This window comes from Streptomyces sp. NPDC101160, from assembly GCF_044768205.1.
Classification (GTDB): Bacteria; Actinomycetota; Actinomycetes; order Streptomycetales; family Streptomycetaceae; genus Streptomyces.
The window spans coordinates 24,327-41,956 of sequence record NZ_JBIWPJ010000011.1; the positions used below are offsets into that span (position 1 = coordinate 24,327).

Annotated in this window: 13 protein-coding genes; 6 read left to right on the top strand and 7 right to left on the bottom strand. The window is 74.5% G+C overall.

Going from position 1 to position 17,630, the window contains the following annotated elements; all coding sequences use genetic code 11:
* Nucleotides 1–10: 10 nt before the first annotated feature.
* From ACIRSU_RS31405 to ACIRSU_RS31415, 3 genes are read right to left on the bottom strand one after another with little or no spacing between them, the layout of a single operon-like run.
* Nucleotides 11–1,615, bottom strand: a complete 1,605-nt coding sequence (locus ACIRSU_RS31405; RefSeq protein WP_403799364.1) for an acyl-CoA carboxylase subunit beta — start codon at nucleotides 1,613–1,615, stop codon at nucleotides 11–13.
* Nucleotides 1,612–3,333 (bottom strand): acyclic terpene utilization AtuA family protein, encoded by a 1,722-nt coding sequence (locus ACIRSU_RS31410; protein WP_403799367.1) that lies wholly within the window; start codon nucleotides 3,331–3,333, stop codon nucleotides 1,612–1,614. Before ACIRSU_RS31410 ends, ACIRSU_RS31405 begins: the two co-directional genes overlap by 4 nt.
* Nucleotides 3,330–4,136, bottom strand: coding sequence for a TIGR03084 family metal-binding protein (locus ACIRSU_RS31415; RefSeq protein ID WP_403799370.1), 807 nt, complete (start codon nucleotides 4,134–4,136; stop codon nucleotides 3,330–3,332). Before ACIRSU_RS31415 ends, ACIRSU_RS31410 begins: the two co-directional genes overlap by 4 nt.
* A gap of 251 nt (nucleotides 4,137–4,387) precedes the next feature.
* Here ACIRSU_RS31415 and ACIRSU_RS31420 point away from each other — a divergent pair, with 251 nt between their 5' ends.
* Together ACIRSU_RS31420 and ACIRSU_RS31425 are read left to right on the top strand one after the other, a co-directional pair.
* Nucleotides 4,388–6,934 (top strand): FtsX-like permease family protein, encoded by a 2,547-nt coding sequence (locus tag ACIRSU_RS31420; protein WP_403799373.1) that lies wholly within the window; start codon nucleotides 4,388–4,390, stop codon nucleotides 6,932–6,934.
* A 118-nt stretch (nucleotides 6,935–7,052) separates the two neighbouring features.
* Nucleotides 7,053–8,192 carry a hypothetical protein gene (locus tag ACIRSU_RS31425; protein WP_403799376.1) on the top strand — a complete coding sequence of 380 codons (1,140 nt, stop codon included), beginning with the start codon at nucleotides 7,053–7,055 and terminating at the stop codon, nucleotides 8,190–8,192.
* Nucleotide 8,193: 1 nt separating this feature from the next.
* Here ACIRSU_RS31425 and ACIRSU_RS31430 read toward each other — a convergent pair whose 3' ends face one another.
* A complete protein-coding gene (locus tag ACIRSU_RS31430; protein ID WP_403800067.1) occupies nucleotides 8,194–9,141 on the bottom strand; it encodes an EamA family transporter in 948 nt (315 codons plus the stop codon).
* Between the two features lie 142 nt (nucleotides 9,142–9,283).
* Between ACIRSU_RS31430 and ACIRSU_RS31435 the strand changes: the two genes are divergently transcribed.
* A complete protein-coding gene (locus ACIRSU_RS31435; RefSeq protein WP_403800070.1) occupies nucleotides 9,284–10,189 on the top strand; it encodes a LysR family transcriptional regulator in 906 nt (301 codons plus the stop codon).
* 270 nt (nucleotides 10,190–10,459) lie between these two features.
* Nucleotides 10,460–11,137, top strand: a complete 678-nt coding sequence (locus ACIRSU_RS31440; RefSeq protein WP_403799378.1) for a DUF4232 domain-containing protein — start codon at nucleotides 10,460–10,462, stop codon at nucleotides 11,135–11,137.
* Nucleotides 11,138–11,145: 8 nt separating this feature from the next.
* Here the strand turns inward: ACIRSU_RS31440 and ACIRSU_RS31445 are convergent, their stop codons facing one another.
* Entirely contained in the window at nucleotides 11,146–14,082 is a 2,937-nt protein-coding gene (locus ACIRSU_RS31445) for an FAD-binding and (Fe-S)-binding domain-containing protein (RefSeq protein WP_403800073.1), read from the bottom strand.
* A 125-nt stretch (nucleotides 14,083–14,207) separates the two neighbouring features.
* Between ACIRSU_RS31445 and serC the strand changes: the two genes are divergently transcribed.
* Nucleotides 14,208–15,326: a phosphoserine transaminase gene (serC, locus tag ACIRSU_RS31450; RefSeq protein WP_403799381.1), complete on the top strand. Its 1,119-nt coding sequence runs from the start codon at nucleotides 14,208–14,210 to the stop codon at nucleotides 15,324–15,326.
* Nucleotides 15,327–15,397: 71 nt separating this feature from the next.
* Here serC and ACIRSU_RS31455 read toward each other — a convergent pair whose 3' ends face one another.
* Nucleotides 15,398–16,414, bottom strand: coding sequence for a WD40 repeat domain-containing protein (locus ACIRSU_RS31455; protein WP_403799384.1), 1,017 nt, complete (start codon nucleotides 16,412–16,414; stop codon nucleotides 15,398–15,400).
* A gap of 100 nt (nucleotides 16,415–16,514) precedes the next feature.
* On the opposite strand from ACIRSU_RS31455, the gene ACIRSU_RS31460 reads away from it, so the two are divergent.
* The gene (locus ACIRSU_RS31460) at nucleotides 16,515–17,201 is read left to right on the top strand and encodes a GDSL-type esterase/lipase family protein (RefSeq protein ID WP_403799385.1); all 687 of its coding nucleotides are present in this window, start codon (nucleotides 16,515–16,517) and stop codon (nucleotides 17,199–17,201) included.
* On the opposite strand, the gene ACIRSU_RS31465 is transcribed toward ACIRSU_RS31460, so the two are convergent.
* Entirely contained in the window at nucleotides 17,195–17,596 is a 402-nt protein-coding gene (locus tag ACIRSU_RS31465) for a RidA family protein (protein WP_403799388.1), read from the bottom strand. The genes ACIRSU_RS31460 and ACIRSU_RS31465 overlap by 7 nt on opposite strands.
* Nucleotides 17,597–17,630: the final 34 nt, after the last annotated feature.

A 17,630-nucleotide genomic window follows, 5' to 3' on the forward strand; every position in this document is an offset into this window, starting at 1 on the left:
GCGGTGGGCCTCACATTCGGAAGACGCCGAAGCCGCCGCGCGCGCCCTCGACCGGTGCCGTGTGGATCGCGGACAGGCAGAGCCCGAGGACCGTGCGCGTGTCGCGCGGGTCGATGACCCCGTCGTCGTACAGCCGCCCGGAGAGGAACATGGGCAGCGACTCCGACTCGATCTGCGCCTCGACCAGCGCGCGCAGCCCCGCGTCCGCCTCCTCGTCGTACGGCTGTCCCTTCGCGGCGGCCGAGGCGCGCGCCACGATCGACAGCACGCCCGCGAGCTGCTGCGGGCCCATGACGGCGGACTTGGCGCTCGGCCAGGCGAAGAGGAAGCGCGGGTCGTAGGCCCGGCCGCACATGCCGTAGTGCCCGGCGCCGTACGAGGCGCCGATGAGGACGCTCAGGTGAGGCACGCGGGAGTTCGACACCGCGTTGATCATCATGGCGCCGTGCTTGATGATGCCGCCCTGCTCGTACTCCTTGCCGACCATGTAGCCGGTGGTGTTGTGCAGGAAGAGCAGCGGGATGTCGCGCTGGTTCGCCAACTGGATGAACTGCGCCGCCTTCTGGGACTCGGCGCTGAACAGCACGCCCTGCGCGTTGGCGAGGATGCCGACCGGGTAGCCGTGCAGCCGCGCCCAGCCGGTCACCAGGCTCGGCCCGTACAGCGGCTTGAACTCGTCGAAGTCCGAGCCGTCCACGATCCGCGCGATCACCTCGCGCGGGTCGAACGGCGTCTTGAGGTCGCCCGGCACGATCCCGAGCAGCTCCTCCTCGGCGTACTTCGGCGGTTCGACCGTCGCCGGGTCCGGGTCGGCGTGCGCCTTGCGGTGGTTGAGGCGGGCGACGATCCGGCGGGCCTGGCGCAGCGCGTCGTGCTCGTCGACGGCGTAGTGGTCGGCGAGCCCACTGGTCCTGGCGTGCATCTCGGCGCCGCCGAGCGACTCGTCGTCGCTCTCCTCCCCCGTCGCCATCTTCACGAGCGGCGGGCCGCCGAGGAAGACCTTCGACCGCTCCTTGATCATCACGGTGTGGTCGGACATGCCGGGTACGTACGCGCCGCCCGCCGTCGAGTTGCCGAAGACGACCGCGATCGTCGGGATGCCGGCGGCGGAGAGCCGGGTGAGATCGCGGAAGAGCGCCCCGCCGGGGATGAAGATCTCCTTCTGGGAGGGGAGGTCGGCGCCGCCGGACTCGACGAGCGAGACGACGGGGAGGCGGTTGGCGTACGCGATCTCGTTGGCGCGCAGGGCCTTCTTCAGCGTCCACGGGTTGGAGGCGCCGCCGCGCACGGTGGGGTCGTTGGCGGTGATCAGGCACTCGACGCCCTCGATCACCCCGATGCCGGTCACCAGGGACGCCCCTACGGGATAGTCGCTGCCCCAGGCGGCGAGCGGCGACAGCTCCAGGAAGGGGGTGTCGGGGTCGACGAGGAGTTCGATGCGCTCGCGGGCGAGCAGCTTGCCACGCCGCCGGTGCCGTTCGGTGTACTTCTCGCCGCCGCCCGCGAGCGCCTTGGCGTGCTCGGCGTCGAGGGCGGTGAGCTTGTCGAGCATGGCGGCGCGGTGGGCCGCGTGGTCCGGTCCGCCGGTGTCGAGGGCGGAGGCGAGGACGGTCACAGCAGTTCCTCCGGGATGTCGAGGTGGCGGGAGCGCAGCCATTCGCCGAGGGCCTTGGCCTGCGGGTCGAAACGGGCCTGGGAGGCGACGCCCTCGCCGAGGATCCCGGTGACCGTGAAGTTGAGCGCGCGCAGGTCGGGCAGCACGTGCCGCTCGACCGGCAGGTCCGCCGTCTCCGGCAGCAGGGCGCGGAAGCGCTCGGCGGTGAGGGCGTGCGCGAGCCAGCACCACTCCTCGTCCGTGCGGACCCAGACGCCGACGTTGGCGTCGCCGCCCTTGTCGCCGCTGCGGGCGCCGGCGACGAGGCCGAGCGGGGCGCGCCGGGTCGGCCCCGGCGGCAGCGGCGGCGGGAGCTCGGGGGCCGGTACGGCTTCGAGGGGCCGGGTTCGCGGCGGTACGGGGACGGGGGCGCGGGTCCCGTCGGGCAGCACGGCCGTGTGCGGGACCTCCCCCACGGGCACGGAGGCGGACGCGAAGACCCCGTAGGGGGCACCCTTGCCGGGCGGGGCGGTGACGTGGAAGCCGGGGTAGCTCGCGAGGGCCAGCTCGATCGCGGCCCCTGTCAGGGTGCGGCCGACCTTCTCGGGGTCGGGGTCGCGGACCACGAGCCGGAGCAGGGCGCTGGCGGTCTCCTCCGTGTCGGCGTCCGCGCGGTCGGTGCGGGCGAGCTCCCAGCGGACCTCGGCGGGCGGGTTCTTCGCCAGGGCGTCGCGGAGCTGTTCCCGCACGAGCTCCGCCTTCGTCTCGATGTCGAGCCCGGTGAGCACGAACACGACCTCGTTGCGGAAGCCGCCGAGCCGGCACAGGCCGGCCTTGAGCGTCGGGGGCGGGGCCTCTCCCCGCACCCCGTCGATCCGCACCCGGTCCGGGCCCTCCTGGGTGAGCCGGACCGTGTCGAGGCGGGCGGTCACGTCGGGGCCGGGGTAGCGGGCGCCGGCCGTCTCGTAGAGGAGCTGGGCGGTGACCGTACCGACGTCGACGAGGCCGCCGGTGCCGGGGTGCTTGGTGATGACGGCGCTGCCGTCCGCGTGGAGTTCCGCGACGGGAAAGCCGGGGCGGCGCACGTCCTGCCCCTGGAAGAAGGCGTAGTTGCCGCCGGTCGCCTGGGTGCCGCACTCCAGGACGTGCCCGGCGACGACCGCGCCCGCCAGCTCGTCGTACGCCTCCGGGCCCCAGCCGAAGAACCACTGCGCGGGCCCGGTGACGAGGGCCGCGTCGGTGACCCGGCCGGTGACGACGACGTCCACGCCGGCGGCGAGACAGGCGGCGATCCCGCCGCCGCCCAGATAGGCGTTGGCCGCCAGCACCCCCGGCCGCGGCGGCAGTCGGTCGCCCTCCACGTGGGCGACGCGGGCGGGTATGCCGAGCCGCTCGGCGAGGGCCCGCAGGGCGTCGGCGAGCCCGGCCGGGTTGAGGCCGCCGGCGTTGGTGACGATCCGGGTGCCGCGCTCGTGGGCGAGCCCGAGGCCCTCCTCCATCTGGCGCAGGAAGGTTTTGGCGTAACCGGCCGAGGGGTCCTTGAGCAGGTCGCGGCCGAGGATGAGCATGGTCAGCTCGGCGAGGTAGTCCCCGGTGAGGACGTCGAGCCGGCCGTCGGGCCCGCCCCCGGTCAGCATCTCCTTCACGGCGTCGAAACGGTCACCGTAGAAGCCGGACGCGTTGCCGATCCGCAGGACCCCCGCCGCACCCCTCGCCGCACCCCTCGCCGCGCCCGTCACCGCGTCCCCTTGGGGGCACGGCCCTGACCGGCCGGGCCCGCGAACGCCTGGGCGATCCCGAGCCACTCCTCCGCGTCGGCGCCGTGCGCGACGAGCGAGGTGTCGGCGCGGTGGACGCGCTGGGTCACCAGGAGGCAGAAGTCGAGGGCGGGGCCGGTGACGAGCTGGGGCGCGTCCTCGGGACCGTACGACCACACCTCGCCTGCGTCGGACACGCCCTCGGGCGCGGTGAGTTCGAGGTGGAAGGGCTCGGCGGGCGGGGTGAGGCCGCGCACGAGGTACGCGTAGTCGCGTGCCCGCAGCCCGATCCACGCGATGTGCCGGAGCCGGGCGGTCGGCCGGCGTACGACCCCGAGGGCGTCGGCCACGTCCTGGCCGTGCGCCCAGGTCTCCATGAGGCGGGCGGTCGCGAGCGAGACGGCGCTCATGGCGGGCCCGTACCAGGGGAAGCGGGTGCCGGGCGGGGCCTCGCGCAGCACCCGGTGGAGCTCCTCGCGGCCCTCGCGCCAGCGGGCGAGCAGCTCGGCGGGCGGCAGCGCGGCGCCCTCCTCCGCACCGTCGTCGACGAAGCGGTCGGGCGCGTCGAGCGCCTTCCGTGCCTCGGCGGCGAACGCCTCGGGGTCGGTCGCGGCGAGCAGCGCGGCCGCGTCGGTCCAGGCGAGGTGGGCGATCTGATGGGCGACGGTCCAGCGCGGCGCCGGGGTGGGGGCGGCCCACTGTTCGGCGGTCAAGTCGCTGACCAGGGCGTCGACTTCCTCGCTCTCGACACGCAGGTCGTCGAGCACCGCAGCGGGGTCGGACACGGAGCGCTCCCCTCGGGGACGGGCGGGTCACGGACGTGCGTGAGGAGCATGGCAGCCGGGACAGAAACAATCAAGCGTGCTTGCTTTTTGAATTCGGCGCGGCCGCCGGGGTCATCCCGCACCGGGGCTCATCCCGCACCGGGGTCATCCCGCAGAGGTACGCCCACCCCTGCCGCGACGACTCCGGGATGACCCCGAATCGTGCTTCATGGCGCCGCGTCAGGCCGTCGCCCGCTCCTAGCGTGGAGGCCATGCCGTCCTCCCCCTCCCTGCTGTCCTTCACGCTCAAGGACTTCCGCGCCCAGCTGCGCCAACTCGTCCTCACCGGCGCCGCCGTCGCCGTCGGCGTGGCCTTCCTCGTGCTGTCCGTCGGCGGCGCGGGCGCGCTCGTGCAGTCGTACGAGCAGTCTGCGGCGGCCGACGTCGGCGAGGCGGCCGTCCAGGTCACCCCGCGCGACGGCCTCCCGGGCGGCACACTGCCGAAGGACGCGGCGGCCAGGGCCGCGCGGGTGCCCCAAGTGGCGGCCGTCGCCGAGCGGTTGACCGGCCACGCCAACGTCGTCACGCCCTCCGGCCGCCCGCTCGACGACCGGGCGCTCGTCACCTCCGTCGCCGCCGACCCGGCCCTGCGCTGGCAGCGGCTCGCCGACGGCGCCTGGCCCGAGCGCGCGGGCGAGATCGCCCTCGACCAGGACAGCGCGGCCCGCGCCGGCGCCCGGGTCGGCGACACCGTACGGCTCACCAGAGCGGCCGGCGGTACCGCCGACGTGCGCCTCACCGGCCTGCTCGACACCTCCGCCTCGCAGGCGCTCGGCTCCCGGCCCGCCATCGGCGTCCCGTACGCCGACACCGCCACCTACGCCACCGGCCTGCGCGCCACCCACCTCGACCTGGCCCTGCGCCCGGGCGCCGACGCGCTCGCCGTCGCCAAGGCCGTCAAGGCGGAACTGGGCGCCGGGGTCGCGGCCCGGACGCACGCCGGGGCGGTCGAGGAGGCGCGGCAGAGCGGCAGGACGATGTACGCGGTCGTGCTCACCGCCGCCCTCTCCTTCGTCCTCATCGCGATGGCCGTCGCCCGCATGGTCGTCACCAACACCTTCTCCGTCGTCCTCGCCCAACGCGCCCGGCAGCTCGCCCTGTTGCGCTGCGTCGGCACCGACCGCGACCAGGTCCGCCGGCTCATCCGCCGCCAGGGTCTGCTGCTCGGCCTGCTCGCCTCCGCGGCCGGTCTCGCGGCGGGCGCCGGCGCCTGCGCACTCGGCACCGCGCTCCTGAACGGCCTCGCCGACCTCGGGCCCGCCGAGATCTCCCTGATGCCGGGCCGCTGGACCTTCGTGCTCGGCGGGATCTTCGGCGTGCTGCTCACCCTCTGGGCGGTGCGCCGCCCCGCCCGGGCCGCCTCCGCCGTCCCGCCGGTCGCCGCGCTCGCGGCGAGCGGCACCGCGACGCTCCCGGAGCCCGGGAGCCGGGCCGTCCGCGAGGTCGCCTCCGTCCTGATGCTGGTGGCCGGCGCCGGACTCCTCGTCCTCGGCGCGTTCGGCGGCTCCGCGCTCTCGCTCCTCGCCGTCACGGGAGGCGCGATCCTCACCTTCTTCGCCGTCCTGCGCTACGGGAAGTACGTGCTGCCGCCGCTCGTCGCCCTGATCGGCCTCGCCCTGCGCCGCCCCTTCGGCACCGTCGGGCGCCTCTCCGTCCAGCAGCTGCGCGCCAATGCCGCCCGCACCAGCGCCGCCGCCTCCGCGATGCTCGTGGGCGTCACGGTCGCCGTGTCGGCGGTGACCGCGATCGACATCACCAAGGGCGGCCTGGAGGAGATGCTGGCCGACCGCATGCCCGCCGTCTTCGCCCTGGACGCCGACGGCGCGCCCGTACCCGCCGACGCCCTCACCGCCCTGCGCGCCGAGCACGCGCTGACGACGACGCCGGTCCGCACGGCGACGCTCCGCACGCCGACCGGCGATACGGCACCGGGCCGCACGGCGACGGGCCCGGCGGGCGGCCGTGGCACCACGGTCGTCGCCACCGCCGACCCGGCCGGCCTCAACCCGGACGCGGAGGGCATGGCGGCGGCGCGTTCTCTCAGGGCCGGGGAGGCGCTCGGCTACGGAACCGTCCCCGGGCTGCGGACCGTCCGGGGCTCCGGCGGGGAGACGCTGCCCACGGCGCTGTTCCCGGACGCGACGCTGTACGTGACGGGCGCGACCTTCGACCGGCTGGCGGCGCCGGGCGGCGCACGCCTGTCGACCGTGCTGGTCAACCCGGCGGACGGCGTCTCCCACGCCGACGCCCGCACCGCGCTCGACCGCGCCCTCACCCCGTACCCGGGCATCCGCATCGCCGACACCGGCTCCGACGCGACCATCGTCCGCTCGATGCTGGACCGGCTGATGCTCGTGGTCACCGTGCTGCTCGGCTTCTCGATGACCATCGCGGCGCTGGGCGTGGCGGCGACCCTGATGCTGACGGTGGAGGAGCGGACCCGCGAGTTCGGCATGCTGCGGGCCATCGGGCTCGCGGGCGAGCAGCTGCGCCGCATGCTCACCCTGGAATCCGTCCTCCTGGCCCTCACGGGCGCCCTCGCCGGCACCCTCCTCGGCCTGGTCTACGGCACACTGGCCGCCCGCTCCGTCATGGCCGGCCGCATCTCCCCGCTCGCGGTCCTCGTCTCCTCGGGCGGCACGGCCCTGACGGTCCTGGCCCTCCTCGCCGCCACGGTCGCGACGGGCGTCGCGGCCTCGGTGCTGCCGGCGCGTCGGGTGCGGCGGATGGTGGTGGTGGACGCCCTGCAGGCGCCGTAGGGCCGGAGGGCCGAAGGGCCCGCGAGCCGGCTTCCTGACGCCGCCGTACAACCCTCGGCCATGACCGGTTGTCCAACCCTCCGTCCCAGCAGCTTCGACGCACGGGCAAGGACAGGTCATGCGCTTCAGAACGGCAGCGGTCGGAGCAACGGCCGCTCTCCTCCTGGCTGTTCCGGTCACGGCGGCCCAGGCGGACCCGACGGCTCCCGCGGCCACTGCCACGGACACGGCCTCGCCCCCGGCGGCCGCCCCGGCCGCCCCGGTCGCGGATCCGGTCGACGTGGCGGCCTCGCTCAAGACGAGCCTGGCCTCGGTCGTACCGGGCGGCTCCTTCGACCTCCGGGTCGGCGGCAGGGTCGTGTCGGGGGCGGTGGAGAAGGTGGACGTGACGGTCCGGCTGCCCGCCGGCATCACGTACGCGGCGACCGGCAGCGGGTTCGGCTGCAGGCCGAGCGCCGACGGCCGGTCGTTCACCTGCCCGGGCCGGAAGCCGCTGTCCCCCGGCGAGGAAGGCCTGCCCGTCGCGCTCCGGGTCGACGAGGACGTGCCCGTCGGCCGCGAACTCACCCTCACCGGCACGGTCACCCCCGTCGGCGCGACCGACACCGAGCCGGGGAACGACACCGCGACCGCCACGGTCACGGCCGCCGAGGGCGCCGACCTCGCCGTCACCTGGAAGCCGGGCTCGGCGTCCGTGCGCCCCGGGAAGGACTTCACGGCCGAGCTCGTCGTCACCAACAACGGCCCGGGCACGGCCGCCGAGGTCGTGGTGGCGGTCTACAACGGCTACGGCAACGCGCCGAAGAGCAACGACAAGCGCTGCTGGTGGGACCCGGGCACGGCGATCTGCGAGGAGTACGCGGACCTCGCGCCCGGGAAGAGCGTGTCCTTCCCCTTCACCTGGAACTTCGCCGAGGGCTCGGCGGGGAAGACACACAAGGTGCCGGCGCGGCTGTACATGCCCCCGGCAGGCGACAAGGTGAAGGAGAACGACCAGGACGAGCTCGTGGTCAAGGTCCTGAAGCCGGCGAAGCCGACGCCGACCCCGACACCGGCGCCGACCGCCAAGCCGACCAGGCCCACCCCGACGCCGACCCCCACACCGACGGCCTCACCCTCGTCCTCCTCGCCCGGCGGCAGCCTGGCGGACACCGGCAGCGGCTCCGCCGGGGCCGCGGCGGGAGCGGTGGTCCTCCTGACGACGGGCGTCCTGCTGTCCCGTAACCGCAGGCGAGTCCGCAGCCGCAGCCGGCACTGAGTCAGTCGGAACGGCGGGCCGGGCGGGACACCTGGGTGCGCACCGCGCCCATGCTCGCCGCGATCACGAGCGCGATCGCGAGCGCGTCCGTCAGGCCAAGCGCCTGGTGGAGGACGAGGAAGCCGGCGGTGGCGGCGATGGCCGGTTCCAGGCTCATGAGGATGGCGAAGGTGGGGGCGGGCAGGCGGCGCAGGGCGAGCAGTTCGAGGGTGTACGGCAGGACCGAGGACATCAGCGCGACGGCGAGGCCCAGGCCGATCGTCGACGGGACGAGGAGCCGGTCGCCCGCCTCCGTGATGCCGAACGGCAGGCTGATCACCGCGCCGACGGCCATCGCGAGGGCGAGGCCGTCCGCCTGCGGGAAGCGGCGGCCGGTCCGGGCGCTGAAGACGATGTACGTGGCCCACATGGCGCCCGCGGCGAGCGCGAAGCAGGCGCCGGCCGGGTTCAGCCGGTCGAGGCCGCCGCTGGTGACGCCGCTGAGGAGGGCGACGCCGACGAGGGCGAGGCCGGCCCAGAGGAGGTTGACCAGACGGCGGGAGGCGACGACGGAGAGCGCGAGCGGGCCGAGCACCTCCAGGGTGACGGCGGCGCCGAGCGGGATCCGGTCGACGGAGAGGTAGAAGAGGATGTTCATGCCGGACATGGCGGCGCCGAAGGCGAGCACGGTGCCCCAGTCGGCGCGGCTGTAGCCGCGGACCTTGGGCCGGCAGGCGATCAGGAGCACGGCGGCGGCGAGGACGAGCCGCAGGGTGACGACGCCGAGGGCGCCGGCGCGGGGCATGAGCAGGACGGCGACGGCGGAGCCGAACTGCACGGAGAGACCGCCGGCGACGACGAGCGCGACGGGCCCGAGACGGCCGGCGGCGCCGGCACGGGCGGTGCGCGCTGCCGCGTGTGCGGTGGAGGCGGTGGGCGCGACGGGGGCGGTGACTGAGGCCGCGGGTATGTCCTTGACCGGGCTGTCCACCGGCGTGCTCCTTGCCTTGATCATGATCCAGTCCACTGGAGTGGACTATGAAGTCCAGAGTAATGCACTGCTGGTTCAAGACTCCACCCTTCACGCTAAGAGCCCCCGCGCGGCATGTGAAATGCCGGTTGCGCTGCGCTTATGCTCCGCACGCATGAGCCGTACGAGCATCGAGCTCCGCCACCTCCGCTGCTTTCTGGCCATCGCCGAGGAGGGCAACCTGACCCGGGCCGCCGCCCGGCTGCACCTCACCCAGCCCGCCGTGTCCCGCACCCTCGCGGCGTTCGAGAAGCACATGGGGGCGCGGCTCGTCGACCGCTCCACCCACCACGTGTCGCTCACACCCGAGGGACGCGACGTCCGTGACCGGGCCGCGGCGGCCGTCGCCGCGTTCGACGCGGCCGTCGACCCCGCACGGCTCCGCCACCGCCCGCTCCGCCTCGGCCACGCCTGGTCGGCCTTCGGCCCGTACACCACTCCGCTGCTGCGCCGCTGGCAGCGCGAACACCCCGAGACCCCGCTCGAACTCCTCCGCATCGACGACCGCACGGCCGGCCTGCTCCGCGGCGAGGTCGACGCGGCGCTGCTCCGCGGCCCCGTGGAGATCCCCGGCCTGGCCGCCGAGGAACTCCTCACCGAGCGGCGGGTGGCGGCGGTGCCCGCGGACAGCCCGCTCGCCACCCGCGACACCCTGACCCTGGCGGACCTGGCGGGGCAGACCGCGATCCTCAACCCGGTCTCCGGCACCACCACCCTCGACCTCTGGCCCCCGACCACCCGCCCCCGCTCCACCCTCACCGTCGCCAACACCGACGACTGGCTCACCGCGATCGCCGCGGGCCGTGGCATCGGCGTCTCCGCCGCCTCCACCGCCGCCCTCCACCCCCACCCGGGCGTCACCTACCGCCCCCTGCCCGACGCACCACCCCTCCCGGTCCTGCTCGCCTGGCGGGACGGCGACCGGCACCCGGCGACGGGGGCACTGGTGGAGCTGGCGCGGCAGATCGTGCGGGAGGGCGACCGGTAGGTGCGCGGGACCGGGGTAGGTGCGGGGCCGGGGTGCGGGACCGGGGTAGGTGCGGGGCCGGGGTGCGGGACCGGGGTAGGTGCGGGGCCGAGGGGGGCGGGGCGCCATCGACCTGACGGGCCGACACCCCGGCGGCTGGCGAACCGGCGTGGGCCGAACCGTGGTGAATTCGGAAAGGCGTCGTCACCAAGTTGTGAAACTGCCACGGGATCCTGTTCTCACCACAGCGCGAGCACGCCGCACGCGCCTCGTCATCGGGGGAGAACCGCCATGAGCACCGTCCGCAGAGCCGCCGTCGTCCTCGTCGCCGTGTCCGCGCTCGGCCTGACCGCCTGCGGGCCGTCCGAGGACGGCGCGGCCGGCGCGCCGACCACCCCCGCCGCGCCGTCCGCCACGTCCTCCGCGACGACGGGCGCGCCGACGACGGACGCGCCGACGACGGCCCCGTCGAAGCCGGCCGCGCCCAAGCCCAAGGCGCCGAAGCCGACCAGCGCGCCCACCAAGACCGCGAAGCCGTCGACCGACCCCGACTACGACGTCTTCCCGTGCAGCACCTTCGACGTGACGTTCAAGGCGGAGCTCGCCGAGCCCACCACCAGCAGCTACCTGCTGAAGATCACCAACAAGTCCGCCAAGACCTGCACGGCGATCGGGCACCCGATCGTCACCTTCGGCGACCTCGACGGGGCGGCGCACCAGGTGGGCACCGCGCCCGGCATCGGGAACGAGCTGCACCTGAAGCCGGGGCAGACGGCGTACGCGGGCCTGATGGGCGGCGCGGCCGGGGCGGGCAGCAAGACCGTGTCGTACATCAAGCTGACCATGGACACCGAGTCCGACCTGACGCAGACGCCGCTCAAGGCCTCCACCCCCGGCTTCAACGTCTCGGACAAGTCCTCCGTCACCCCGTGGGTGGACAACGCCGAGGACGCGCTGAGCATCGGCTAGTCACCCGGTCACTCCTCGTCGAGCGCCTCCGCCAGGACCTCCGCCAAGTGGTGCGGGTGGCGGTCCCGGGTCGCGTGCGTGATCTGCGTACGGCAGGAGAAGCCGTCCGCCAGGACCACCGCGTCCGCCGGCGCGGCCCGCAGCGCAGGCAGCAGCTGGTCCTCCGCGCAGGCCATCGACACCTCGTAGTGCCCCGGCTCGAAGCCGAAGTTGCCCGCCAGACCGCAGCAGCCGCCCGTCAACTCCCCTTCCAGACCCGCCTTTCGGCGGAGGCGGCGCTCCGCCGCGTCACCGAGGACCGCGTGCTGGTGGCAGTGCGTCTGGCCGGCGACCGGGCGGTCGAGGCGGGGCGGGGTCCAGTCGGGGGCGAGCTCCTCCAGGGCCTCGGCGAAGGTGCGGACGGAGGCGGCGAGCCGGGCCGCGCGCGGGTCGTCGGGCAGCAGCTCGGGGAGGTCGGTGCGCAGGGCCGCCGCGCAGGACGGTTCCAGGACCACCACCGGCAGGTCCAGGTGCGAGGCGGCCCCGGGCTCGGCACCGGCCCCGGCCACGGCCCCGGGCTCGGCCCCAAGCTCGCCGCTGCCATCCGCACCCGCGCCCGCACCCGCCATGACGTCCAGCGTCCGCCGCATGACCCGGCGCGCCGCGTCGAGCCGGCCCGTCGACACATACGTGAGTCCGCAGCAGACCCGGCCCGGCGGCAGCGCCACCCCGAGGCCCGCCGCCTCCATGACCCGCACCGCCGCGGCGCCGACGTGCGGGGCGAGGTGGTCGGTGAAGGTGTCCGGCCAGAGCGTGAGCGCGGGCGGACGGTCGGAGGCGCGTTCGCCGAACCAGGACACGAAGGACTGCGCGGCCACCCTCGGCATGGCCCGTTCCGGCGTGACACCCGCGATCCTCGCGGCGAACGGCAGCCTCAAGGCCACGTTCAGCCGCGGCCCGAACAGGTCGAGCAAGTGCGGCAGTCCGCCCATCGTCCAGTGCGAGCGCGGCCGCTTCAGGGCGCGCCGCCCGGCATAGTGGCCGTGCAGGAATTCCGCCTTGTACGCCGCCATGTCGACGCCCACGGGGCAGTCGCTGCGGCAGCCCTTGCAGGACAGACACAGGTCGAGGGCGTCCCGGACCTCCTCCGAGCGCAGCCCGTCGGTGATCGTCTCGCCGAGCGCCATCTCGTGGAGCAGACGGGCCCGGCCACGCGTGGAGTGCTTCTCCTCGCCGGTGGCCCGGTACGAGGGACACATCACGCCCGTCCCCGAACCCGGGCCGTCCGCCCGGCACTTGGCCACGCCCACACACCGGGCCGCCTCCCGCCCGAGGTGCGCCACCGCCTCCGCGCCCCGCCCCGCACCGTGCTCCGCGCCCCGCCCCACGACCGCCGGACCCGCGCCCCGCCCCACGACCGCCGGACCCGCGCCCCGGCTCACGACCGGCAGCCCGGTGAACCGCAGCCCCGAGTCCAGCGGTTCCGGCCGCACCAGCATCCCCGGGTTCAGCCCGCCGTCCGGGTCCCACAGGTCCTTGACCGCGCCGAACAGGGCGACGAGCTCGTCCCCGTACATCTTCGGCAGCAGCTCCGCCCGCGCCTTCCCGTCCCCGTGCTCGCCGGACAGCGAACCGCCGTGCGCCACCACCAGGTCGGCGACCTCCGCCGAGAACTCCCGGAAGCGCGCCACGCCCTCCCGCGTCCACAGGTCGAAGTCGATGCGGACGTGGACGCAGCCGTCGCCGAAGTGCCCGTACGGCACACCTCGTAGCCCGAACCTCCGCAGCAGCGAACGGAATTCGCGGAGGTACGAGCCGAGGCGGGCCGGCGGCACCGCGCAGTCCTCCCAGCCCGGCCACGCCTCTCCCCCTTCCGGTGTCCGTGTCGCCGTACCCGCCGCGTCCTCGCGGATCCGCCACAACGCCCGCTGCCCTGCCGGGTCCCGCACCACCAGGGCGTCCAGGGCGTCCGCCGCACGCACCAGCTCGGCGGCCGGTCCCGCGCCGTCCCTCTCGACGAACAGCCAGGCCCCGCCGCGCGGCAGCCCGGCCGCCGCCCCGTCCCGTACGAGGTCGGTGGCCATCCCCTCGACGGTCAGCGGCCCGAACGCCAGCAGCCCGGCCGCCGCGTCCGCGGCCGCGCTCTCGTCCACGTACCCGAGAACCACCAGGACGGGCTCCGCCGGCAGGGGCACAAGCCGCACCGTCGCCTCCGTCACCACCCCGAGCGTGCCCTCGCTCCCGCAGAAGAAGCGGGCCACGTCCGCGCCGCGCTCCGGCAGCAGCGCGTCGAGCGCGTAGCCGGAGATGCGGCGCGGCAGGCCCTCCGGGTAGCCGGTGCGCAGCAGCGCGAGCCGGCTCTCCACCAGCTCCCGCAGCCCGGCCGGTGCGCCCTGCCACTTCTTCCCGAGGGAGAGCCGCCGGCCGTCGTACGTCACGACGTCAAGGGCCCGTACGTTGTCGGCGGTGGTCCCCCACGCCACCGAGTGCGCGCCGCACGCGTTGTTGCCGATCATGCCGCCGAGGGTGCAGCGGCTGTGCGTGGACGGGTCGGGGCCGAAGGTCAGGCCGTACGGGCGGGCCGCGTCCCGCAGCCGGTCGAGGACGAGTCCGGGCCGGACGACGGCGGTGCGCGCCTCGGGGTCGAGGGACACGACGTCCCGCATGTGGCGGGTGAGATCGAGCACGACGCCCGTGCCGGTGGCCTGCCCGGCGATGGAGGTGCCGCCGCCGCGGGCGACGACCGGCACCCCGTACGTACGGCACACGGCGAGGGCGGCGGCGACGTCGTCGGCGTCGCGCGGGGCGACGACGCCGAGCGGGACGCGCCGGTAGTTGGAGGCGTCCATCGAGGTCAGGGCGCGGGCGGTGGTGGAGAAGTCGACGTCGCCGGAGACGGCGGCGCGCAGCGCGTGCGCCAGCTCACCGCCCGGCTCCGCCGCCCGCTCCGGCGCCCGCCCGGCCACCGGCTCGGGTGCCCTCTCCCCCGCCGAATTCTTGTGTGATCCCACCACTACAGAATGTCTCAGTCGTCGTCCCAACGGGCGGACATCCCGCGATCCCGCTCTCCCGACCCGATACGCTCCGCCTCGTGGCCGATATCCAGATTCCCGCTGACATGAAGCCCGCCGATGGCCGTTTCGGCGCGGGCCCCTCCAAGGTGCGTACGGAGGCGCTGGACGCCCTGGCCGCCACCGGCACCTCCTACCTCGGTACCTCCCACCGCCAGGCCCGGGTCAAGAACCTGGTCGGCGAGGTGCGTGCCGGCATCAGTGACCTGTTCTCGCTGCCCGAGGGCTACGAGGTGATCCTGGGCAACGGCGGCTCGACCGCCTTCTGGGACATCGCGACGCACGGTCTCATCGAGAACAAGTCGCAGCACCTCACCTTCGGCGAGTTCTCGTCGAAGTTCGCGAAGGCCGCGAAGCTGGCCCCGTGGCTGGCCGAGCCGACCGTCGTCTCCTCCGACCCGGGCACCCACCCGGAGCCGGTCGCCGAGGCGGGCGTCGACGTCTACGCCTTCACCCACAACGAGACCTCCACCGGTGTCGCCGCCCCGCTGAAGCGGGTCGCGGGCGCCGACGAGGGCGCGCTCGTCCTTGTCGACGCGACCTCGGGCGCCGGCGGTCTGCCGGTCGACATCACCGAGACGGACGTCTACTACTTCGCGCCGCAGAAGTCCTTCGCCGCCGACGGCGGTCTGTGGCTGGCCGCGTTCTCGCCGGCCGCGCTCGAGCGCGCGAAGAAGATCCACGAGTCGGGCCGGCACATCCCGGAGTTCTTCAGCCTGCCGACCGCGATCGACAACTCGCTGAAGAACCAGACGTACAACACCCCGGCGCTCGCGACCCTCTTCCTGCTCGACGAGCAGCTGAAGTGGATCAACGGCCAGGGCGGTCTGGACTGGGCCGTGGCCCGTACGAAGGAGTCCTCGGACGCGCTGTACGGCTGGGCCGAGGAGTCCAAGTACGCGACGCCGTTCGTCACCGACCCCGCGAAGCGCTCGCAGGTCATCGGCACGATCGACTTCTCCGACGACATCGACGCGGCCGCCGTCGCCAAGGCGCTGCGCGCCAACGGCATCGTGGACACCGAGCCGTACCGCAAGCTGGGCCGCAACCAGCTGCGCATCGCGATGTTCCCGGCGATCGACCCGGCGGACGTGCGGGCGCTCACGGCCTGCATCGACTACGTCATCGGTCAGCTCTGACATCTGGTCGCCGAGGGGCCCGGCCGCGGACGTCACGTCCGCGGCCGGGCCCTCGTCGTGCCCGCCGCGCCTCAGCCCCGGCGGAACATCCGCCTGAGACCGACGACCGCGACGGCCGCCAGGCCCAGGACGACGAAGCCCAGCGTGGCGTTGCCCTGGCCCTGGCCGCCGCCGGTGGCGGCCGAACCGGTGCCGGGGGTCTTCGGGTTCCCCGGGCTTCCCGGGCCGGTGCCCGTGGCGCCGGGCGACGGGGTCACGCCCGCCCGGTCGACGCGGATCACCCTGCTGTTCTTCCCCTCGGAGCCGAACATGAAGGCCGAGCCGTCCGGCGTGTACGTCACGGACTCGGCCTGGCCCTGGAAGGGCGCGGCGACGGCGGTGCCGTCGTCGGCGAGGCGGCCGTTCCTCCAGGCGTACTCCTCGGCCGCGAAGTAGCCGCGCAGGACGAGCCGGTCGCCGTCCGGGGAGAAGGCGCCGTCGGTCACCCAGGGGACCTCGCCGACGCGGCGGAAGACGTTCGTCCGGGAGGCGGAGAGCCGCTCCGGGCCCTCGTAGAGGCCGCCGCCCTTCTGGTTCTTGCTGGCGATGTAGACCCGGCCGGTCTTCGGATGGACCATCAGGGCCTCGGCGTTGCGGGCGCCGTCGGCGTACTTCACGTCGTACTGGGTGGCCCGGACGGTCTGGTCGCGGAGCTCCTTCGGCTCGGGGAAGCGGTAGATCCAGACGTGGTCCCAGGAGCCGTCGAGGTTGTCGCCGATGTCGCCGACGTAGATGTCGCCGTCCGGGCCGACGGAGATGCCCTCCATGTCGCGCGGGGTGCCGACGCCCGACATGGTGAGGGTCGCGACGGTCCGTCCCGTACGGGAGTCGACGCCGTAGATCAGGGGCGCGTCCTGGTCGTTGTGCGTCCAGTAGACGCCGGGGTGCGCGTGGCTGGCGGCGAGGCCGCTGGACTCGGTGATCCGCGGGTCCTCGATGGTGAAGTCCCGGTCGGGGCCGTCTCCGTCGGCCGCCGCGGCCACCGGCGCGGCCATGGCGAGGACGAGGGCGGCGGTGGCACCGAGGACGCGCGGCACGGCAGATCGCATGGCAGCAAGCCTGCCACGCGCGGGGCGGCCGGCCCCTGGTGTCCGGGATCACGTCGCCGCCGCGCTCCGGCGCCGATGATCGTCGGTGATGATGTCGACCATGCGTTTTCTGTTCGTCGGCGACAGCATGACCGTCGGACGCGCCGGCGACTTCACCTGGCGCTACCGGATGTGGCGGCACCTGGAGGCCGTGCTGCCCGGCCCCGGCGGGTACGCGATCGTGGGGCCGCGCACCACGCTGTACGAGCCGGCCGACGACGCCGCGACCTCCGACGCGTACGCCGATCCCGGCTTCCCGGCGGCCGCCCGCCGCCATCTGGCCGGCTGGGGCGAGGGCTGGCTGCACATGGCGCCGCTCGTCGGGGACGCGGTGACGGCGGCCGGCGCGGACGTGCTGCTGATCTCGCTGGGCCTGATCGACCTCGGCTTCTACACCAACAGCGACCAGACCGCCGAGAACGTCCGCGCCTTCCTCGCGGCCGCGCGCGCCGCGAACCCGCGGGTGCGGGCGGTGCTGCTGCCCGTCATCCCGAACGTGCGCGCCGAGTACGACGCCCCCTTCGCCGCCGAGTGCGCCCGCTTCAACGAGCTGCTCGCGAAGACGGTCGCCGACCTGGACACGGCGGCCTCGCCGCTGCTGCTCGCGTCGGTCCCGGAGTCGTACGACATCCACGCCGACACGTACGACGGCACGCACCCGGGTCCGACCGGCGAGCACAAGCTGGCGGCGGCCTTCGCGGACGCCATGCACCAGGCGTGGGGGCTCGGCGGCCTGTACCGCTACTGACCGTCGTCCGTCACCGCGTCGACCTCGATCTCCACCAGCCAGTCGGGGTCGATGAACCGGGACACCTCGACGAAGGTGGTCACCGGGCGGATGCCGGCGAACCGCTCGCCGTGGGCCTTGGCCGCCTCCTTCCAGGTGGTGATGTCGGTGAGCATGATCCGGGTGCGTACGACGTCGTCGAGCGAGGCACCGGCGGCCTTCAGCGCGGTCTCGGCGATGTCGATGCAGCGGACGGTCTGGGCGTGGACGTCACCGACGCCGGCGGTGGTCCCGTCGTCCGCGATGGGCGCGGTGCCGGCCACGGCGACGTGGGAGCCCTTGCGGACGGCGCGGGAGAAACCGATCTCCGGCTCCAGCGGCGATCCCGAACCGATGTTCTTCCTGGTGCTGTTCATGCGCCCATGATCGCCCGCCGGGCGCACCCGGGCG

Bases quoted from the DNA above. Each gene is read 5' to 3' on its own strand.
- ACIRSU_RS31435 (WP_403800070.1), top strand. From the start codon at position 9,284: ATGCCGGTTGCGCTGCGCTTATGCTCCGCACGCATGAGCCGTACGAGC.
- ACIRSU_RS31465 (WP_403799388.1), bottom strand. From the start codon at position 17,596: ATGAACAGCACCAGGAAGAACATCGGTTCGGGATCGCCGCTGGAGCCG.
- ACIRSU_RS31425 (WP_403799376.1), top strand. From the start codon at position 7,053: ATGCGCTTCAGAACGGCAGCGGTCGGAGCAACGGCCGCTCTCCTCCTG.
- ACIRSU_RS31460 (WP_403799385.1), top strand. From the start codon at position 16,515: ATGCGTTTTCTGTTCGTCGGCGACAGCATGACCGTCGGACGCGCCGGC.
- ACIRSU_RS31455 (WP_403799384.1), bottom strand. From the start codon at position 16,414: ATGCGATCTGCCGTGCCGCGCGTCCTCGGTGCCACCGCCGCCCTCGTC.
- ACIRSU_RS31440 (WP_403799378.1), top strand. From the start codon at position 10,460: ATGAGCACCGTCCGCAGAGCCGCCGTCGTCCTCGTCGCCGTGTCCGCG.
- ACIRSU_RS31420 (WP_403799373.1), top strand. From the start codon at position 4,388: ATGCCGTCCTCCCCCTCCCTGCTGTCCTTCACGCTCAAGGACTTCCGC.